The 17776-nt window shown below is 72.3% G+C and carries 18 protein-coding genes; 6 read left to right on the top strand and 12 right to left on the bottom strand.

The annotated features are described in order from the left end of the window. Window positions 1–81: 81 nt before the first annotated feature. Complete coding sequence (locus tag ABZU53_RS23305) at window positions 82–1590, top strand: phosphoesterase (protein ID WP_355067436.1); 1509 nt, start codon at window positions 82–84, stop codon at window positions 1588–1590. A 108-nt stretch (window positions 1591–1698) separates the two neighbouring features. Here ABZU53_RS23305 and ABZU53_RS23300 read toward each other — a convergent pair whose 3' ends face one another. Continuing rightward, window positions 1699–2292, bottom strand: a complete 594-nt coding sequence (locus ABZU53_RS23300) for a MarR family winged helix-turn-helix transcriptional regulator (protein ID WP_355067434.1) — start codon at window positions 2290–2292, stop codon at window positions 1699–1701. A 115-nt stretch (window positions 2293–2407) separates the two neighbouring features. Between ABZU53_RS23300 and ABZU53_RS23295 the strand changes: the two genes are divergently transcribed. From ABZU53_RS23295 to ABZU53_RS23285, 3 genes are read left to right on the top strand one after another with little or no spacing between them, the layout of a single operon-like run. Further along, entirely contained in the window at window positions 2408–4000 is a 1593-nt protein-coding gene (locus tag ABZU53_RS23295) for an LLM class flavin-dependent oxidoreductase (protein WP_355067432.1), read from the top strand. Window positions 4001–4060: 60 nt separating this feature from the next. After that, on the top strand, window positions 4061–4657 hold the full coding sequence (locus ABZU53_RS23290) for a helix-turn-helix domain-containing protein (protein ID WP_354857163.1): 597 nt from the start codon (window positions 4061–4063) through the stop codon (window positions 4655–4657). Further along, window positions 4654–5910 carry an MFS transporter gene (locus ABZU53_RS23285; protein ID WP_355067430.1) on the top strand — a complete coding sequence of 419 codons (1257 nt, stop codon included), beginning with the start codon at window positions 4654–4656 and terminating at the stop codon, window positions 5908–5910. Before ABZU53_RS23290 ends, ABZU53_RS23285 begins: the two co-directional genes overlap by 4 nt. A gap of 41 nt (window positions 5911–5951) precedes the next feature. On the opposite strand, the gene ABZU53_RS23280 is transcribed toward ABZU53_RS23285, so the two are convergent. From ABZU53_RS23280 to ABZU53_RS23260, 5 genes are all read right to left on the bottom strand, one after another. After that, entirely contained in the window at window positions 5952–6647 is a 696-nt protein-coding gene (locus tag ABZU53_RS23280) for an alpha/beta hydrolase (protein ID WP_355067428.1), read from the bottom strand. 39 nt (window positions 6648–6686) lie between these two features. Beyond that, window positions 6687–7067, bottom strand: a complete 381-nt coding sequence (locus ABZU53_RS23275) for a VOC family protein (protein ID WP_355067426.1) — start codon at window positions 7065–7067, stop codon at window positions 6687–6689. A gap of 23 nt (window positions 7068–7090) precedes the next feature. Further along, window positions 7091–7696: a DUF4291 domain-containing protein gene (locus ABZU53_RS23270; protein WP_355067424.1), complete on the bottom strand. Its 606-nt coding sequence runs from the start codon at window positions 7694–7696 to the stop codon at window positions 7091–7093. Between the two features lie 50 nt (window positions 7697–7746). Continuing rightward, window positions 7747–8784: an L-dopachrome tautomerase-related protein gene (locus tag ABZU53_RS23265; protein WP_355067422.1), complete on the bottom strand. Its 1038-nt coding sequence runs from the start codon at window positions 8782–8784 to the stop codon at window positions 7747–7749. Window positions 8785–8896: 112 nt separating this feature from the next. After that, window positions 8897–9307: an MmcQ/YjbR family DNA-binding protein gene (locus ABZU53_RS23260; protein WP_355067420.1), complete on the bottom strand. Its 411-nt coding sequence runs from the start codon at window positions 9305–9307 to the stop codon at window positions 8897–8899. Window positions 9308–9450: 143 nt separating this feature from the next. Here ABZU53_RS23260 and ABZU53_RS23255 point away from each other — a divergent pair, with 143 nt between their 5' ends. Further along, window positions 9451–11253, top strand: coding sequence for an acyl-CoA dehydrogenase (locus ABZU53_RS23255; protein WP_355067418.1), 1803 nt, complete (start codon window positions 9451–9453; stop codon window positions 11251–11253). A gap of 12 nt (window positions 11254–11265) precedes the next feature. Here the strand turns inward: ABZU53_RS23255 and ABZU53_RS23250 are convergent, their stop codons facing one another. Continuing rightward, window positions 11266–11442: a hypothetical protein gene (locus tag ABZU53_RS23250; protein ID WP_355067416.1), complete on the bottom strand. Its 177-nt coding sequence runs from the start codon at window positions 11440–11442 to the stop codon at window positions 11266–11268. A 96-nt stretch (window positions 11443–11538) separates the two neighbouring features. Continuing rightward, window positions 11539–12252 (bottom strand): spermidine synthase, encoded by a 714-nt coding sequence (locus ABZU53_RS23245; protein WP_354857144.1) that lies wholly within the window; start codon window positions 12250–12252, stop codon window positions 11539–11541. Between the two features lie 128 nt (window positions 12253–12380). On the opposite strand from ABZU53_RS23245, the gene eccB reads away from it, so the two are divergent. Next, window positions 12381–13754: a type VII secretion protein EccB gene (eccB, locus tag ABZU53_RS23240; protein ID WP_355067414.1), complete on the top strand. Its 1374-nt coding sequence runs from the start codon at window positions 12381–12383 to the stop codon at window positions 13752–13754. 13 nt (window positions 13755–13767) lie between these two features. Here the strand turns inward: eccB and ABZU53_RS23235 are convergent, their stop codons facing one another. The 4 genes from ABZU53_RS23235 to ABZU53_RS23220 form a co-directional block, all read right to left on the bottom strand. Then, on the bottom strand, window positions 13768–14373 hold the full coding sequence (locus ABZU53_RS23235) for a class I SAM-dependent methyltransferase (RefSeq protein ID WP_354860046.1): 606 nt from the start codon (window positions 14371–14373) through the stop codon (window positions 13768–13770). A gap of 127 nt (window positions 14374–14500) precedes the next feature. Next, window positions 14501–15367: a carbohydrate ABC transporter permease gene (locus ABZU53_RS23230; RefSeq protein ID WP_355067412.1), complete on the bottom strand. Its 867-nt coding sequence runs from the start codon at window positions 15365–15367 to the stop codon at window positions 14501–14503. Then, entirely contained in the window at window positions 15367–16323 is a 957-nt protein-coding gene (locus ABZU53_RS23225; RefSeq protein WP_355067410.1) for a sugar ABC transporter permease, read from the bottom strand. The genes ABZU53_RS23230 and ABZU53_RS23225 overlap by 1 nt, the downstream gene beginning before the upstream one ends. Beyond that, window positions 16320–17714: an extracellular solute-binding protein gene (locus ABZU53_RS23220; protein WP_355067408.1), complete on the bottom strand. Its 1395-nt coding sequence runs from the start codon at window positions 17712–17714 to the stop codon at window positions 16320–16322. Before ABZU53_RS23220 ends, ABZU53_RS23225 begins: the two co-directional genes overlap by 4 nt. Window positions 17715–17776: the final 62 nt, after the last annotated feature.

Genomic DNA, 17776 nt, shown 5'->3' with positions numbered 1-17776 from the left:
CGTCGTACGGCGGGCGTTCACCAACCTCTTCGAGGCTTCTTGATCGAAAGAGCATTCGCTTGATCGAGGAGAGGCTCTCACGTGAGAGACAAGCAAGCCGAAGAGATCGAGCACGCGCAGTTGTCGCGGCGCAAGCTGGTCAAGTACGCCGGCGTCGGCGCGACGCTGGCCGCCGCCAGCCCGCTGGTCGGCGCGGGCGCGGCGTGGGCCGACGAGGAGCGCCGACCCGGCGACGACACGAGCGACCGGGGCAACGCCAAGAACCGGTCCTGGCGCGCTGGTGACCACCACGTGCACTCCGAGTACAGCGGCGAGTTCGACACCGCGAAGAGCCCGATCGTCTTCCACAAGGGCGCGGACGCGGTCTACCCGATCGTCACCAACGCGATCATGGCCAAGAACTTCGGTCTGACCTGGGCAATGTGCACCGACCACGGTGGACCGACGCACTCGAAGGTGAACATCGAGCAGGCGTACCCCGACCTGTTGCGCTCGCGCAAGCTGGTCCCCGAGGTGCTCCAGTTCTGGGGCATGGAGTTCGACGCGCCCTCGCTGGACCACCACACGCTGATGATCCCGCGCCACGACGACGAGGCGAAGCAGCTCTTCGAGCTGGAGAGCCGGTTCGCCAAGTACGACGCGTTCCCCACCGACCCGGCCCGCGACACCGAGGCCAAGATGGTGGAGTTCCTCAAGGTCGCCCGGGGCATGCCGCACAAGCCGCTGGTGATCGCCCACCACGCCTCCCGGTCGGCGCCCGGCCTCGGTGTCTACGGCCAGGACACCCCACGGGAGTTCCGCAACGGCAACAACGCCGCGCCGGACGTCTACATCGGCTTCGAGGGCGCGCCCGGCCACCAGGCCGGTCCGCTCAACGGCGGCAAGCGCGGCGGGTACGGCAACCACCCCACCTACGGTGGCTTCGATCAGATGACCGCGCGGGTCGGTGGGCTCTGGGACTCGCTGCTCGGTGAGGGCCGGCGCTGGTGGATCACGGCGACGTCGGACTCGCACGTGCACTGGACGCGCGGCGGCTCGGACTTCTGGCCGGGCGAGTACAGCAAGACCTACGTGTACGCCCGCCAGGACTACGGCGACATCATGGACGGCCTGCGCAACGGCCGGATCTGGGTGACCACCGGCGACCTGATCCGCAGCCTCGACGTGACCGCCAGATCCCAGGGGCAGACGGCCGAGGTCGGCGAGACCATCACGGTCAGTCGCCGCAGCCGCACCGACGTCGAGATCGAGATCACGTTCCGTCCGCTGGACGGTGTGAACGGCAACGGGGACCGTCCCGAGGTCCGTCGGGTGGACCTGATCGTCGGCCAGATCACCGGGCCGAGCGCCAACCCGGACGCCGACACCAACCCCACCACCACTGTGGTGGCCCGGTTCGGCCCGCGGGACTGGCGTCGCCAGGGTGCGGACTACGTCATCCGGCACACCCTGCGCAACGTCGAGGCCGACACCTACGCGCGGGTGCGCGGCACCAGCACCGACGAGGCGGAGCCGCTCGCCGACGGGCTGGAGAGCCCGTGGGACGACCTGTGGTTCTACTCGAACCCGGTGTTCGTGCACGTGCGCTGACCCGTCGCCGCAAGCGACGCTGCCGCCACACGGTGGGCCCGCCGGCACTCCTCGATGCACGATGGTCGGGGAGGGCCGGCGGGCCCACCTCGCCGTTCGACAGTCCGGTCAGCCGTCGCTGCGGCCGCGCGACCGGGCGGCGCGCGGCCGACCGTGCTCGGACGCTGCGCCCGGCCGGCTCGGCATCGGCGCAGCGGGTTCGGGCCGCACCTCGGCCACCGCCTGGCAGAGATCGCGCAGGGGGTCGATCGCCTGGGTCGAGCAGGCGACCCGTTGCAGCAGTGCGCGCAGGGTCGCCGACTCGGTCGGCGTGAGCGCCCCCAGCAGGTGCGCCTCGACCTGCCGCAGCGCCTCGCGCCGCTGCTCCCAGGCCGCCCGCCCGGCGTCGGTGACGTCCACCAGCCGGCTGCGCCGGTCGGCCGGGTCCGCCCGCCGGGCGACGAACCCCGGGCGTTCGAGGTCGTCGATCAGGTACGTGAGCACCGTCCGGTCGATGCCCAGCTCCTCGGCGATCGCGCCCTGGTTGCGGGCCGGCCCGGTGGCCGCGGCGGTGAGCACCTGATAACCGCGTGGGCCGCCGGGGAAATCGGTCAGGGTCTGCTCGGCTGCCCGGACGTAGCCCCGGAAGACGATCCCCAGCATCCAGCCCAGATCGTCGTCGAGGGGATCGGGCCGGTCCGGCCGGTCGCTGGCACCCGTCATGCCCCGACAATAGCGCAGGACAGCCAACCTTGTTGGCAACAGATGTTCTGTCTGACATAAGGTCGAGGCCACGACGCATCGTCCGACGCGTCGCGGACGACGGGAGGCTCGCACGATGAGCGACTACGGCCACGACCTGGTCTTCGGATCGTTCACCACGCCCGGCAACGACGATCCGGACCGCACGGTCGGGCTCGCGGTCCTGGCCGAGCAGGTCGGGCTGGATCTGGTCACCTTCCAGGACCATCCGTACCAGCCGCGATTTCTGGACACCTGGACGCTGCTGAGCTTCGTCGCGGCGCGGACGGACCGGGTGCACCTCTCGGCGAACGTCACCAACCTGCCGCTGCGCCCGCCCGCCGTGCTCGCCCGCAGCGTCGCCAGCCTCGACCTGCTCAGCGGCGGTCGGGTCGCGCTGGGTCTCGGCGCGGGGGCGTTCTGGGACGCCATCGAGGCGATGGGCGGCCGGCGGCTGACCCCCGGCGAGGGCGTACGGGCGCTGGAGGAGGGCATCGACGTCATCCGGCAGACGTGGGACGTCCAGGCGCGCGGCGGCGTGCGGGTCGACGGCGAGTTCCACCGGGTGGTCGGCGCCAAGCGCGGCCCCGCCCCCGCCCACGCGGTGCCGATCTGGCTCGGGGCGTACAAGCCGCGCATGCTCGCGCTCACCGGTCGCCGGGCCGATGGCTGGCTGCCGTCACTGGACTACCTCCAGCCCGGTGACCTGGCCAGGGGCAACAAGATCATCGACGATGCCGCCCAGGAGGCGGGCCGCTCGCCCCGCGACGTCCGCCGGCTGCTGAACATCTCCGGCACCTTCTCGTCGGCCGAGGGCGGCCCGTTGCACGGGCCCGCCGAGCAGTGGGTGCGGGAGTTGGTCGAGTTGGCGCTGGGCGAGGGCGTCGGCACGTTCATCCTCGCCAGCGACGACCCCGACGACCTGCGCCGGTTCGCAGGCGAGGTGGCCCCCGCCGTGCGCGAACTGGTCGTGGCCGAACGCGACAGTGGCGCCGCGTCGACGCGTACTCCCGCCGAGCCGGTGGTGGCCGCGGAGCGGGCGGCGCTCGTCGCGCCCTCCGCGCGGCCGACCCGCGCGAGGGTGACCGCCGGGGCCTTCGCGGTGGTGCCGACCCCGGACGACGGCCGGCGGCTCAGCGACCGGCAGGTCTGGGACGAGTCGGCCCGTCCCACCGGGCCCGCGCCCGACCCGACGCGCACCTACACCGCCCACGAGCAGGCCACCGGCCAGCACCTGGTGCAGGTGCACGACGGCCTGCGCGGCGAACTGGCCCAGATCCACGACCTGATCGAGCAGGTCGCGGCCGGCGAGATCGACGCCGGCGTGGCGCGATCGCAGATCAACACGATGACCATGCGGCAGAACCGGTGGACGCTCGGCGCCTACTGCGAGTCCTACTGCCGCATCGTCACCACCCACCACACCATCGAGGACCAGGCCCTCTTTCCGCGGCTGCGGCAGGCCGACCCGCGGCTGCGCCCGGTCGTCGACCGGCTGGAGCAGGAGCACCACGTCATCCACGACGTGCTGGAGGGGGTCGACAAGGCGCTGGTCGCGTACGTCGGGGCGCCGGACGGCCTGGCCGAGCTGCGCGCCGCGGTGAACCTGCTGACCGACGCCCTGCTGTCGCACCTCAGCTACGAGGAACGGGAACTGGTCGAGCCGCTGGCCCGCCTGGGGGTGAGCTGAGCGGAGGAACCGGCGTCTCCGGGGGTTGCTCCGCAAGATCTGAGAGGCTACTTTCGAAACATGTCTCTCAAGAATCCGTACGGGGATTTCGAGATCACCGAGCCGCAGGCGCTGCGGGCGCTGGCGCATCCTGTCCGGTTGGCCATCCTCGACCGGCTCCAGCAACACGGCCCGGCCACGGCCACCGGACTGTCGCCGCACGTCGGCGCCACGCCGTCGGTGGTCAGCTGGCACCTGCGCCACCTCGCGACGTTCGGCCTGGTCACCGATTGGGACGGCGCCACCAGCAAGCGGGAACGCTGGTGGCAGGCAGCCGCCCGGGGGTTCCGCTTCTCGCTGCCCGACGACGCCGAGGGGCAGGCCGCGGCCCGGCAGTTGCGCGGCGAGATGTTCGCCCGCTATGCCGAGGCACCCCAGCAGTGGCTGCTGCACGACGAGCCTCGGCTGAACACCGAGTGGCGCGGGCTGGCCGGGGTGGCCGACACCCGCTTCGTCGCCACACCGGACGAGCTGCGACACCTGGAAGAGGCGATCGAGGAGCTGCTCGCCCCGTACGTGCGGCGCAAGGACGACGAGACGACGCCGGACGGCGCCCAGCTCGTCCGGATGCTGCGGTACCTGCTGCCCGAATCCAGCGACGATTCGCCCGCGTCATGACGGCCGTCGACGCCCCGCCCGCACCGGCGCTGGGCCGCGACCGGCGGTTCCGCACCTTCTGGATGGGTGAGACGATCTCGGCGTTCGGCGACCGGATCAGCGAACTGGCCCTGCCGCTGATCGCCGTCTCCCTGCTCGCCGCGACGCCCGTGCAGGTCAGCGTCCTCACCGCGCTGATCTGGCTGCCCAACCTGCTGGGCCTGTTCCTCGGCGCGTGGGTGGACCAGCGCACCCACAAGCGTCGACTCCTGATCATCGCGGACCTCGCCCGCGCGGCCGTGCTGCTCAGCCTGCCCGTGGCCTACCTGTTCGGCGCGATCACCCTCACCCAGCTCTACCTGGTGGCGCTGCTCAGCGGTGCCGGGGCGGTGGTGTTCACCCTGGGACATCAGGCGTTCTTCGTCGCCCTGGTGCCGCGGTCGGCGTACGTGGACGCGAACAGCAAACTCAGCGTGAGCCGGTCCCTCTCGTTCATCGCCGGCCCGGCCGTCGGCGGTGGGCTCGTCCAGGCGCTCAGCGCGCCGGTGGCGGTCCTCGTCGACGCGGTGTCCTTCCTGGCCTCCGCGCTGCTGCTGCGGCGCATCCCGGTCACCGAGTCGCCTCCGCCGCGACGGCGGACGTCCACACTCGGCCTGGTCCGCGAGGGCCTGGTGCTGGTGCTGCGCCACCCGGTGCTGCGCGCCGCGCTCGGCTGCACCACCACCGTCAACTTCTTCACCTTCATCGCCGCGGCGCTGCTGGTGCTCTACGCCAACCGTGAACTCGGCCTGTCGGCCGGCGCGATCGGCGTCGCGTTCGGCATCGGCGCGCTCGGCGGACTGGCCGGCGCGGCCCTGGCGCCTCGCCTGTCGCGGGCCATCGGGTTGGGCCGTACCGCGATGATCGGCGTTGTGGTCTTTCCCGCGCCGCTGGCGTTGACGGCGCTGATCGCCGGCCCGACCTGGGCGAAGGTGGCCATGCTGGCGGCCATCGAGATGGTGTCCAGCGTCGGGGTGATGCTGATGGACGTCAACCTCAACGCCCTGCTCACCGCCGTTACACCCGACGACGCGCGCGGTCGCCGGGCCGGCGCGTACAGCGCCGTCAACTACGGCATCCGGCCGCTCGGCGCGCTGGTCGGCGGCGCGCTGGGCACCACCCTCGGGCTGCGGCCGGCCCTGGTCGTCGCCGGAGTGGGCGGCGTGCTCGCCGTCCTGTGGCTGCTCGCGTCCCCGGTACGCCACATCAGGACCCTCGACGACCCCGCGACCTGACCTGCCGGGCCGGCCCGCCGAGACCGTCGTCGCCCGCGCGGTCAGCCGATCTCGGCCACCAGCAACCGGGCCAGCTCGGCGGGTTGGGAGAACATCGGCCAGTGGCCGGTGGCCATCGTGACCAGCCGCCAGTGCTCGCTGGTCAGCAGCGCGGACACGGTGTCGTTGGGCTCCGGTCCGTCGAGCAGACACTTGACGTACGTCGTCGGCAGCTCGCCCAGCGGACGGGCCAGCACGGCCGGTTCGGTCAGCGTGGCGCCCGGGTGCGGGGTGGCGCCCTTGAGCAGCCGCGCGATCTGCTCGTCGGTGAGCCCCTGGCCGTCGAACTCGGCCGCGTCGGGCGGCGGCCAGTCGCCGCCGTTGTCGGCGAGCACCGACTCGAACGCCGCCTGACCCTGCCACCAGCCGGACGCGAACGACCCGCCGTCGACCGGCACCTCCGCGTCGACGTAGACCACCCGGGTCAACCGGTCGCCGATCCGCGCGGCGGCCTGACCCACCGGGATGCCCGCGTAGCTGTGCCCGACCAGCACCACGTCGCGCAGGTCGCGCCGCTCGATCTCGCCGACGATGTCCTGCACATGGGTCTGCTGCCCGGCGGGCACGCCAGGCCTCTCGGCGAGGCCGGAGAGGGTCAGGGGACAGGTCTGGTGGCCGGCGGCCCGCAGCCCCGGCACCACCTCGTCCCACGCCCACGACCCCAGCCACGCGCCGGCCACCAACATCACATTCGCCATGTCCGGAACCCTAGCGCCGACCTCTGACAGCCCGGCGCGTCACCACCAGGTCCGGGACTGGGCGTCGAACACCTCAGGTGGGCTCTCGACCGGCAGCACACAGAGCAGGTGCCCGCCGGGCGCCCGCAGAATCCGACACTCCAACCACTGCGACACCTCGGTGGCGCCCAGGCCGACCAGCCGAGCGGTCTCGGCCGCCACGTCGTCGGTCTCGATGTCGAGGTGGTAGCGCGGCGCGTCGTCGACGGCCTGGACGGCGGTGACCAGGCCCGGCAACGCCTCGTGCAGACCGACGAACTGCGGCTCGGCCGGATGGGTCCGGGTGCCGACGCCGAGTGCCGCCGACCAGAACTCCGCCGCCCGCGCGGCCTCCGCCTCGGGCGCGTCGATCAGCAACGCGTACACACGGCTTCGATGCATGCGAGGCAGGATATCGAGGACTCTCACCCACCGCCCGTCGCGCCGAGGCGAGCGGCGATCTGAGCCGGTAGCGGGTAGGGACTCTCGACCGGCAGGTGGTCCATCGCCGCTCGCTCATCGCCTGCCCGCACCAGCTCCCGTACACGGTGGACGGTGGGGGTGATGTCCGTGACGGCCACGATCCAGTCGTCGACGTACCGGGCGACCGCCGTACCGGACAACCCGACCTGCAGCGACCGATGGGGCAGCGCGGCCATCCGCACCGTCCGTTCCGGGTCCCACTGCACCCGTACCGGGCTGCTCCTCAGCTGCCGCGACCAGGTCGCCCGGTCACCGTGCACGTCCCGGTCGTAGTGGCTCAGACAGGCGTGCGCCAGCGCCCACTCGAAGCCCTCCCGCGCGATGTCGATCGACAGCACGCGCTCCTGGCCGGGCTTGGTGGCCCAGCCGCAGCGGTACATCATCCACCGGAACGACGGCTTGATCCAGGTCATGCGGTCCCGCTTGAAGGGGGCCACGAAGCGGCCGGCGGCCACGGCCGGCAGCGCGACCTCCGGGGGGTACGCCTGGTACACGGTGATCGTGTCGGCCGAATGGCGAGCGCGGATCTGACGGGCGGGAACGGACACGCCCCGATTCTCACCGATCGGGCCTCGACCGCTCCACAGCAATACCGCCCTCAGGCGTGGTCGCGCGGGGGCGGACCGGCGTCGACCGGCATCCGGTAGATCCGGACCGGATAGTCGACGGCCGAGTGGCCGCCGTTGAGCCCGGCGGTCAGGTGCAGCTGGGCCGCCGGCAGCCAGAGGTGACCCTCGGCGTCGAGCCACATCGCGTCCACCCAGGCCAGGCGCTGGTCGGCGACGAGCGTACAAACGCTGCGGTCCGGCCCCAGGGCGAGCACCCGACGTCGCTCCACATCGCTGACGTAGATGGTGCCGAGCGCGTCGATGGCCGTGCCACCGGTGCTGGGCGTGTCCCACCAGGGCTCGACCCGCCGGGCCAACTCCTCGGCGGACAGCGTCGGGTCGTCCAGCCAGCGGGTGCCGATCCGGGACATCCCACCCGAGGCGGGCTGGTAGTACAGCCACCGACCGTCCGGCGACACCTCCAGCTGGTCGGCGTTCAGGCACACCTCGGCGCCGCCGGGATCCCGCAGCGCCCGGCCGTCGGCGACCACGCGCCCGCCCACCGTGCTCGGGTGCCCGTCCAACACCCGTCGGCACCGGCCCGAGTCGAGGTCCAGCACGATGAGGCCGGGCGTGCCGGCGTCGGTGAGGTACGCGGTGCCGCCGTGAAACCGGACGTCGTCGACGTAGCTGCGCGGACGCACCGCGTCGTCGAGGTGGTAGACCCGGTCCACCCGGTCAGCGTCGACGTCGACGGCGATCAGCCGCGCGCCGCCGGGCACCTGCTCCCCGCCAAGCTGCGGCGACCCCGAATCGATGATCCACAGTCGGCCGTCCGGGCCGGCCCGCAACCCGTTGACGTGCACGAACGCTCCGTCCGGCGGTTGGTCCGGCTCGTTCCACGCGGCGTCCGGGTACGGGTTGCGACCGCCGTCCGGCAGCGCCTCCGCCACCTGCACCCCCGGCCCGTCCGCCGACGGGTAGCTCAGGAAGACCCGCCCCCGCAGGGTGGTCACACCCGTGCACACCCGATCCTCGACGAGCACGGGTGTCAACCGAGGATCCTCCTCGGTCCCAAGCCTGGACATGGGCCGCTCCTCGCGAGACGGGCGGCGTCGCCGATTCCCGTCGATGATCCGCCACCGTTGGCGCGGTATCCCCGAGCCGGTCCGGGCGAAACGCCGGCCTCGCCGGGTGCGCTCAGCCGGGCCGGTCGGCCAGTGCGGCGAGCCGTTTGGGCGCCTGCACGCAGTAGCTCTCGGTGAGCAGCTCGCCGACCTCGTCCCAGTCCGTGTCCTCGTCCAGGATCATGCCCAGCACGTTCGGGCTCCAGTCCGGCTTGTAGAAGGGGTGCCCGACGCTCAGCAGACCTGCGATCTCGTCGAGCGGCGATCGGAAGACCAACAGGCAGGCCGGCCGGTCGAGCGCGGCGGCGCGCGCGTGCACCGCCTGACGGTCGGGGTCGACGGTGAGCACGTGGGCGAAGGTGCGCCGGCGGATCCGCCAACGGGTGCCCACCCAGGCCGGCTCCTCGTAGGTCTCCGGCAATCCGCGGCAGATCGGGCGCAGCCGGTCGAGAACCTCGGGGTCGACGTCTCCGGGTGCGGTCACGGGCAGGACCCTAGTCGGCGGGTACGACATTGACGCCCGCCGGCGGGCGGTGGTGTGCTCCCGGCGGATCGGTCAGGATGGGTCGGGGCGACGCCGGGCCGCCGCCCCCGAACCGACACACCCCAGCCCCGCCGAGGAGTTCCGTGCCGTCCACCCTGCTCTCCCGCCGTGACCTGGACTTCCTGCTGCACGACTGGTTGCGGGTGTCGCAGCTCGCCGAGCGCCCTCGCTACGCCGAGCACTCCCGGGAGACCTTCGACGACGCGCTGGACCTCGCCGAGCGGGTGGCCACCGAGCAGTTCGCCTCGCACAACCGGGCCGCCGACCTTGCCGAACCGACGTTCGACGGGCAGCGGGTGCGGCTGATCCCGCAGGTGCGCGCGGCGTTGGACAGCTTCGCCGAGACCGGTCTGCTCACGGCCGGGCTGGACGCCTCGATCGGTGGCCTGCAACTGCCGCAGGCCGTCGCCGCCGCCTGCTTCGCCTGGTTCCAGGCGGCCAACGTGGCCACCTCGGCGTACCCGATGCTGACCCTGGGCAACGCGAAGCTGTTGTTGGCGCACGGCAGCGCCGAGCAGGTCGACACGTACGTCCGACCCATGCTGGAGGGTCGGTTCTTCGGCACCATGTGCCTGTCCGAGCCGCACGCGGGCAGCTCGCTGGCCGACATCACCACCCGGGCCGAGCCCCAGCCGGACGGGACGTACCGGCTCTTCGGCACCAAGATGTGGATCTCCGGCGGTGATCACGAGCTGGCCGAGAACATCGTCCACCTGGTGCTGGCGCGGATTCCCGGCGGGCCGCCCGGGGTGAAGGGCATCTCGCTGTTCATCGTGCCCAAGGTGCTCGTCGAGCCGGACGGATCGCTGGGCGACCGCAACGACGTGGTGCTCGCCGGGCTCAACCACAAGATGGGTTTCCGGGGGACCACCAACACCCTGCTCAGCTTCGGCGACGGCGGCCACACCCCGGCCGGTCGCTCCGGCGCCGTCGGCCATCTGGTCGGCGTGCCGCACCAGGGGCTCGCCCAGATGTTCCACATGATGAACGGGGCCCGGATCGGTGTCGGCGCCGGTGCCATGGCGCTGGGCTACACCGGCTATCTCAAGAGCCTGGCGTACGCCCGCGAGCGGCCGCAGGGCCGGCCGGTCGACGCGAAGGACCCGGCGGTGCCGCAGGTGCCGATCATCGACCACCCGGACGTACGGCGGATGCTGCTGGCGCAGAAGAGCTACGTGGAGGGTGCCCTGGCCCTGGTGCTCTACTGCGCCCGGCTGCTCGACGAGGAGCAGACCGCCCCGGAGCAGACCGACCGCGAGCGGGCGCACCTGCTGCTGGACGTGCTCACCCCGATCACCAAGAGTTGGCCGTCGCAGTGGTGCCTGGTCGCCAACGACCTGGCGATCCAGGTGCTCGGCGGCGCCGGCTACACCCGCGACCACGACGTGGAGCAGCACTACCGGGACAACCGGCTCAACCCGATCCACGAGGGCACCCACGGCATCCAGGCGCTGGACCTGCTGGGGCGCAAGATGACCATGCGCGACGGCGCGGGCCTGCTCCTGCTGGCCGAGAGGATGGGCGACACCGTCAGCCGGGGCCGCCGGGCCGGGGGCGAGGCGGCCGAGCTGGCCGACCGGCTGGCCGGCGCGGTGGATCGGGTCGTCGCGGTCACCCGCCGGCTCTGGTCCGGCGGTGATCCGGTGCTCGCCCTGGCCAACGCCAGCGTCTACCTGGAGGCGGTCGGGCACGTGGTGATCGCGTGGATGTGGCTGGAGCAGGTGCTGGCGCTGCCGCCCCAGGAGGGTGGCGACGCCTTCCACGCCGGTAAGCGGCAGGCCGCCCGCTACTTCTTCACGGCCGAGCTGCCCCGGACGGGCCCGCAGTTCGACCTGCTGGACAGCCTCGACCGGACCACGCTCGACATGCGCGCCGACTGGTTCTGAACGGCCCCGGCGTCACCGTCGGCGGGTCTGGTGGTGCATGGCCTGCCGTCCCTTGACCACGCCCAGGATGATCACGATCACCAGCGCGATCAGACCGATGATGATCAGCCAGCGGACCGCCTCGAGGATCAGCCCGAGCAGAATCAGCACGCCGGCGACCACACCGACGACCCAGAGCAGGGCACGCATCGCGACCTCCCGTAACCCGGCCGCGGCGCGAGATGCGGCGACCCCGGGCTCCACGTCCCCGATTCCGCCAACCTCAAACGCCATCCCCAGGCGGAGTCAGCGGCGGGCGACGTAGACCGTGTTGGCGGACTGGCCGCCGGTCAGCGGGTTGGCGAACGGCACGACATGAGCCCGCGCGGTCGCGAACACCTCCGTGAGCGCCGCGACGAACTCGTCGTCCGGCGGGTCGTCCGACCACAGCGCGAAGACGCCCTCCGGTCGTAGCAGCGCGGCGAGTCGGCGTAGCCCGTCCGGCGCGTAGAAGGGGGCGTGGCTCGGGTGCAGGACGTTGCGCGGCGAGTGGTCGACGTCGAGCAGGACGGCGTCGTACCGACGTCCGGGCGTCTCGGCGTCGAACCCGTCGTCACCGGCCACGGCGGCGAAGAAGTCGGCTCGCGCGAACCGGGTCCGGGGGTCCTCGGCGAGCCCGGCCGCGAACGGCAGCAGTCCCCGCCGGTGCCAGTCGATGACGTCCTCGATGGCCTCCACCACGAGGAGTGTTCGCACCCGTGGGTCGGCCAGCGCGGTGCACGCGGTGTAGCCCAGCCCGAGGCCGCCGACCACCACGTCGAGGGCGTCGCCGGTCAGTTCGGCCAGGCCCAGCCGGGCCAGCTCGATCTCGGCGACGGGGAAGAGGCTGGACATCAGGTACTCGTCGTCGAGCTTGACCTCGTACACCTCGACCTGCAGCGCCGGATCGCGGCGCCGCCGCAGGCTGATCGCGCCGATCGGGGTCTCCCGCCAGGCCAGCTCCTCGAAACGCGCGCCCACGGGTGCCCTCTCGCCGCCGGATTCGTCCCCGGATGGTACCGGTCGGGGCCGGGCCCGCCACGCAGGGTCCACGGGACATCGACGCAGCGCATATCCTGTGGCCCGGTCGAACCAGCGGAAGGGACCTCATGCCGTCGCGGCAGGATCAGCTGCACTCCTACCAGTTCAGCGTCCAGCGGGCGGTCGCCGCACTGGTGATGCGGGAGACCGACCCCGCCCAGTCACCGTTTCGGCGGCTGGCGGGCGCGGGCCTGGCCAGCGTCCTCGTCGCGGCGATCGGGCTCGGGGGTTCGGCGCTCTACGGCCTGTTCGCCGGCGGTGGCAAGGGGTGGCGCGACCCCGGCGCGGTGATCGTGGAGAAGGAGTCCGGCGCCCGGTTCGTCTACCGGGAGCAGAAGCTGCACCCGGTGCTCAACTACGCGTCGGCGTTGCTGATCGTCGGCGCGGACCGGTCGAAGACCGTGCTGGTCTCCCGACGCTCGATCGACGACGTGCCGCGCGGCCTGCCCCTGGGCATCGCCGACGCGCCGGACTCGCTGCCCGCTCCGGGCCGGCTGGCGACGTCGGCCTGGACGGTCTGCTCGACGGCCGGCGGCGAGGACCCCCGCTCCGCGCTGCTGATCGGCACCGATCCCGACGGCGGTCGGCCGCTGGGCGACGACGCGCTGCTGCTGCGCCACCCGGACGGCGGCCTGCACCTCGTGTGGCACCAGCGCCGGTACCTGGTCCGCGATCCCAACCGGGTGCTGGCCGCGCTGGCGACCACCCGGACGCGGGCGGTGCCGGTCGCGCCGGCCCTGCTCAACGCGCTTCCCGCAGGCGTCGATCTGGCCCCGCTGGCGCTGCCCGGCGAGGGTCGACCCGCCACCCGCGTGCCGGGCGCCACGATCGGTCAGGTCTACCTGGTGCGCAACTCCGGCGGCGGCCGGCAGTACGCGGTGGCGCTCGACGACGGGCTGGCCGGGATCACCGAGTTGCAGGCCGGGCTGCTGCTGGCCCGCACCGGGCAGGGGGAGTCGGAACCGATGACGCTGGGCCGGTTCGCCGCGCTGCCCACGTTGCCCGATCTCGCCCCGAGCGGCCCGACCGCGCCGCCGCCCGTGCCGCCCCCGCTCGTCAGCTCCGACGACGCGGCGATCTGCGCCCGGGTCGGGGACGACGGCGGCACCGGCGAGGTGCTGCGGGGCGTACGGCTGCCGGACCTGGCGGCCGTCCCACGGACCGCGTCGAGCGGCGGCGCGGCGCTGGCCGACCACGTGGTGGTGCAGCCGGGTGGCGGCGCGGTGGTCGAGGCCGCCGCGGCGCCCGGCGCGTCCGGAGGCGCGGTGTCCGTGGTCACCGACCTGGGCCGGCGGTACGTGCTGGCCGACCGGGAGGTGCTGGCGATGCTCGGCTACCGCGACGTGCGACCGGTGCGGCTGCCCGCCGGCCTGGTCAGCCTCGTGCCGGCCGGCGCCACCCTGGACCCGGCCGCGGCCCGGGCCGTCGCCGCCCCCTCCTGACGCCGGTCGGGCGTCAGGCGGCCGGGCGGCGCAGGATGCTGACCGCGAACGGCGCGTCGTCGCGCCACGGCCGCAGGTCCCAGGTGGCGAAGCGGTGCTCCAGGCGCAGCCCGGCGGCGACCGCGTCGGCGTCGAACGCGGTCAGCGGGTAACCGCGTTCGGTGCCGAAGCCCACCGCCAGCACGCCGTCGGGGCGCAGGTGCCCGGCGAGTCGGCGCAGCACCTCCGGCTCGGTGCCGGCGGCGACGAAGGCGAGGACGTTGCCGGCCAGGACCGCCGCGTCGAACGGCTCCGCCTCCCCGAGCGCCGGCAGGTCCAGTTCGGCCAGGTCGGCGACCAGCCAGCGGGGGCCGGGGTGGTCGGCGCGGGCGGCCTCCACCAGCGCGGGGTCGGCGTCGACCCCGACCACGGTGTGCCCACGCTGGGCCAGCGCGGCGCCGACCCGGCCGGTGCCGCTGCCCGCGTCGAGGATCCGTGAGCCGGGCGCGACGAGCGCGTCGACCAGCCGGGCCTCGCCGGCCAGGTCCGCTCCCTCGGCGGCGAGCTTGCGGAACCGGTCGATGTACCACTGCGAGTGCTCCGGACCGGTGTCGGTCGCCCAGCGGGTCGGGTTGGCCATACGGCCACCGTAACCGGGCCGGTCGGGGCGCGACGGGTCGGTCCGGTAGGCGTACCGATCGGTGGCAGCTCAGCGGCGACGGGGTCGGCGTGTCGGGCCGCTGGGCTGCCACCGATCAGGGAACCGGTCAGCCCTTCTCCGCGCCGCTGGTCAGGCCCTCGGTGAGCAGCCGCTCGCTGGCGAAGAAGAGGATCACGATGGGCAGGGTGAGGACGACCGACCCGGCCATCAGCACCGTCTTGGGCACCTCCACGCCGTCGGCGAGCAGTGACAACCCCAGCGACACCGTCCACCGGTCCGGCTTGTCGACCAGGAACAGCAGGGCGAAGAGGAACTCGTTCCAAGCGATCATGAAGTCGTAGAGCGCGACCGCCATGATCGATGGCGCGGCGAGGGGCAGGCTGACCCGGCGGATGATGCCGAGTCGGCCGGCGCCGTCGATGGCCGCCGACTCCTCCAGACTGACCGGGATGGTCTCGAAGTAGTTCTTCAGCATGTAGACCGACACCGGCAGGGTCTGCGAGATGTAGACCAGCACCAGGCCGAACAGCGAGCCGCGCAGCCCGGCGAGGCTGAAGACCACGAACAGCGGGATCGCGATGACGATCGACGGGAACAGGTAGACGGCCAGGAACAGGAAGTCGACCTGCCGCCGGCCGAGGAACCGCAGCCGGGCCACCGCGTACGCGCCGGGGATCGCGACGAGCAGCGTGAGCACTGTCGCCGCGACGGCGACGAGGCCGCTGTTGCGGATGAAGGTGAGGAATCCCTGGCCGCCGTCGTCGGTGGCCTTGAGCACCTCGGCGTACGTGGCGACGGTCAACTCGCCGAAGCCGACGACCAGCGAGCCCGGGTCGAGTAGCAGCCGCTCGATGGGGCGCACCGAGAGCACGAGCATGTAGTAGAAGGGAAAGACGGTGACGACCAGGAACGCGGCGATCACCAGGCGGCGCAGCCAGCGCAGGCTCACCGTCTCGACCATGTCCCGGTCCATCAGCCGACCCTCCGTCCGAAGAAGCGCAGATAGATCAGCACGAACACGATGAGCACCACGGCCAAAACGACCGCCTGCGCGGCAGCCGCGCCGATGTCGGTACGGGCGGTGAGGAACTCGTACACCCGGACGCTGACCACCTCGGTGCCGGCGGCCCCGCCGGTGAGCAGGTAGACGTCGTCGAACTTGTTGAACGTCATGATGAAGCGCAGCACCCCCAGCAGGGCGATCACCGGCAGCAGCTGCGGCAGCAGGATGTGCCGGAACCGCTGGGTGGGCGTGGCCCCGTCGACGCGGGCGGCCTCCTCCAGCTCACCGGGCACCGCCTGGAGCCGGGCCAGCAGGAACAGGAACGCGAACGGGAAGTAGCGCCACGCCTCGAACACGATGACCGTGGCCAGCGCGGTCGACTCCTGGGTGAGGAACGGCACGGGCGCGTCCCAGCCCAGCAGGCGCTGACCCCAGTGGTTGACGATGCCGAGCTGCGGGTCGAGCATCACCTGCCAGACGAAGGTGACCGCGACCACCGGCGCCACGTACGGCAGCAGCATGGAGGCCCGCACCAGCGTGCGGCCCCGGAACGGCCGGCGCACCACAAGCGCGGCGACCAGACCGAGTGCGATCGACCCCACGGTGCCGCCGATGCTGTAGAGCAGCGTGACCCACAGCGTGTCGGCGAAGCCGGGGGTGTGCAGCACCCGGTCGATGTTGTCCATGGTGAACTCGCCGAACAGCCCGGTCTTGCGCAGGGTGGCGAGCCGGACCCGCTGGAAGGCGAGCACCACGGTCCAGATGATCGGGATGCCGATGACCGCGATGGTGACGAGCAGGGTCGGCGCGACAAGCGCCAGCCCGGCACGGGACTCGCGGCGGCGCAGCGTCAATGGTCGGCGGCGGGGCGGCTCCGGCCGCTCCCTGGTGGGGGAGCGGCCGGTGTCGGGGGCGGCGGTGGTCAATTGACGCCCGCCTTGATCGCCTCGACGTCCTTCCTGGCCCGGCCGGCGGCGGCCGCCGCGTCGGTCTTGCCGGAGGTGAGGTCGCCGAGCACCTTGGGCACCGGCAGCTCGCCGAGCATGGCGCCGACCAGCTTGCCCTGCCCCTGGCTGAGCCCCCACCGCCCGAAGGTGTCCGGGCTGCTGCGCAGGGTGGCCAGCACCTCGTCGCCGTACACGTCGGCGAGGGGCTTCTTGGCGTCCACGCCTGCCTGGCTGGTGTTCCAGGCGGTGAGGAACGCCTCCGGCTCGGCCGGGGTGCCCTTGCGCACCGGGAATCGACCCTCGGGGGACATGCCGAACCAGCGCGGGTAGCCGTCACCGAGCATGTACTCCACGAAGGACTTCGCCGGGTCGGCCGCCGCGCCGTCGAGCACGGCCCAGGAGCTGATCTCGCCGTACTGCGCGGGTTCGGTGCCGTTGGGGCCCTTGATCGCGGTGACGAACCCGCTGTTCTTGGCCAGGAACGTCGGGTCGGCCTGGCACTGGGGGCAGGTCGGCTTGGCGTCGTTGCGGAGCCCGGCCAGCTCGTCGAGGATGAACGGCGACCAGATCACCATGGCCGCCTTGCCCGCGAAGTAGGTGGCCCGCGTGGTGTCCACGTCCTGCGCGCCCTTCACCGAGCTGGTGCGGATCAGGTCGCCGTAGAAGCGGAACGCCTCGACGCACTGCGGCGAATCGAGCGTCACCCCGCCCGAGTCGTCGGTGAGCTGGCAGCCGTTGGCCAGTGCCAGGTGCTCGAAGGTCTGCTGGGTGAACACGTCGCTGGGCGAGGTCGCCGCGGTGATGCCGGCGACGCCGCCGGTGTTCAGCTTCGCCGCGGCGGTGGTGATCCGTTCGTACGTGTCGGGGGCGGGCAGGCCGGCGGCGGCGAACAGGTCCTTGCGGTAGACGAGCAGTTGCCCCCACCCGTCGCTGGGCACGGAGAGCTGCTTGCCGTCGTCGGAGGTCAGCTCCAACGCTCGCGGAGAGAACGTCTGTCGGCCCAGCTTGTCGACGACCTCCGCGTTGGCCGAGGCGTGCAGCAGCTCGTTGCCGGCGAGCGTCCGGATGCCGGCCAGGGAGACCGAGCCGACCACGTCGGGCAGGTCGCCGGCGGCGGCGTTGGCGGCGATCAGGGAAGGAAACTGGTCCTCGTTGACGGTCACGAGGTCGACCTGAATCCCGGTCTTGGCGGTGAAGTCCGCGATGATCGCCTTGGTGGCGGTGACGCGGTCGGCGACGTCCTCCAGGCTCCAAACAGTGATCTTTTTGCTGTTGCTGTCTGATCCGTCATCTCCGCAGGCCAGCAGGGTGGACGCGGTCAGTGCCATGATCAGGGTGGTGGCGAGTATCCGCCTCGGAGGTGCTGACATCGGTGGCACTCCTCTCGAAGGGTACATGCCGGATTCAACACCTTCGATTGATCAATAACAAG

The organism is Micromonospora sp. NPDC005194 (assembly GCF_040608335.1).
Lineage (GTDB): Bacteria > Actinomycetota > Actinomycetes > Mycobacteriales > Micromonosporaceae > Micromonospora.
Note: the sequence above shows the minus strand (reverse complement) of the source record. Positions and strands in the feature narration are given on the sequence as shown.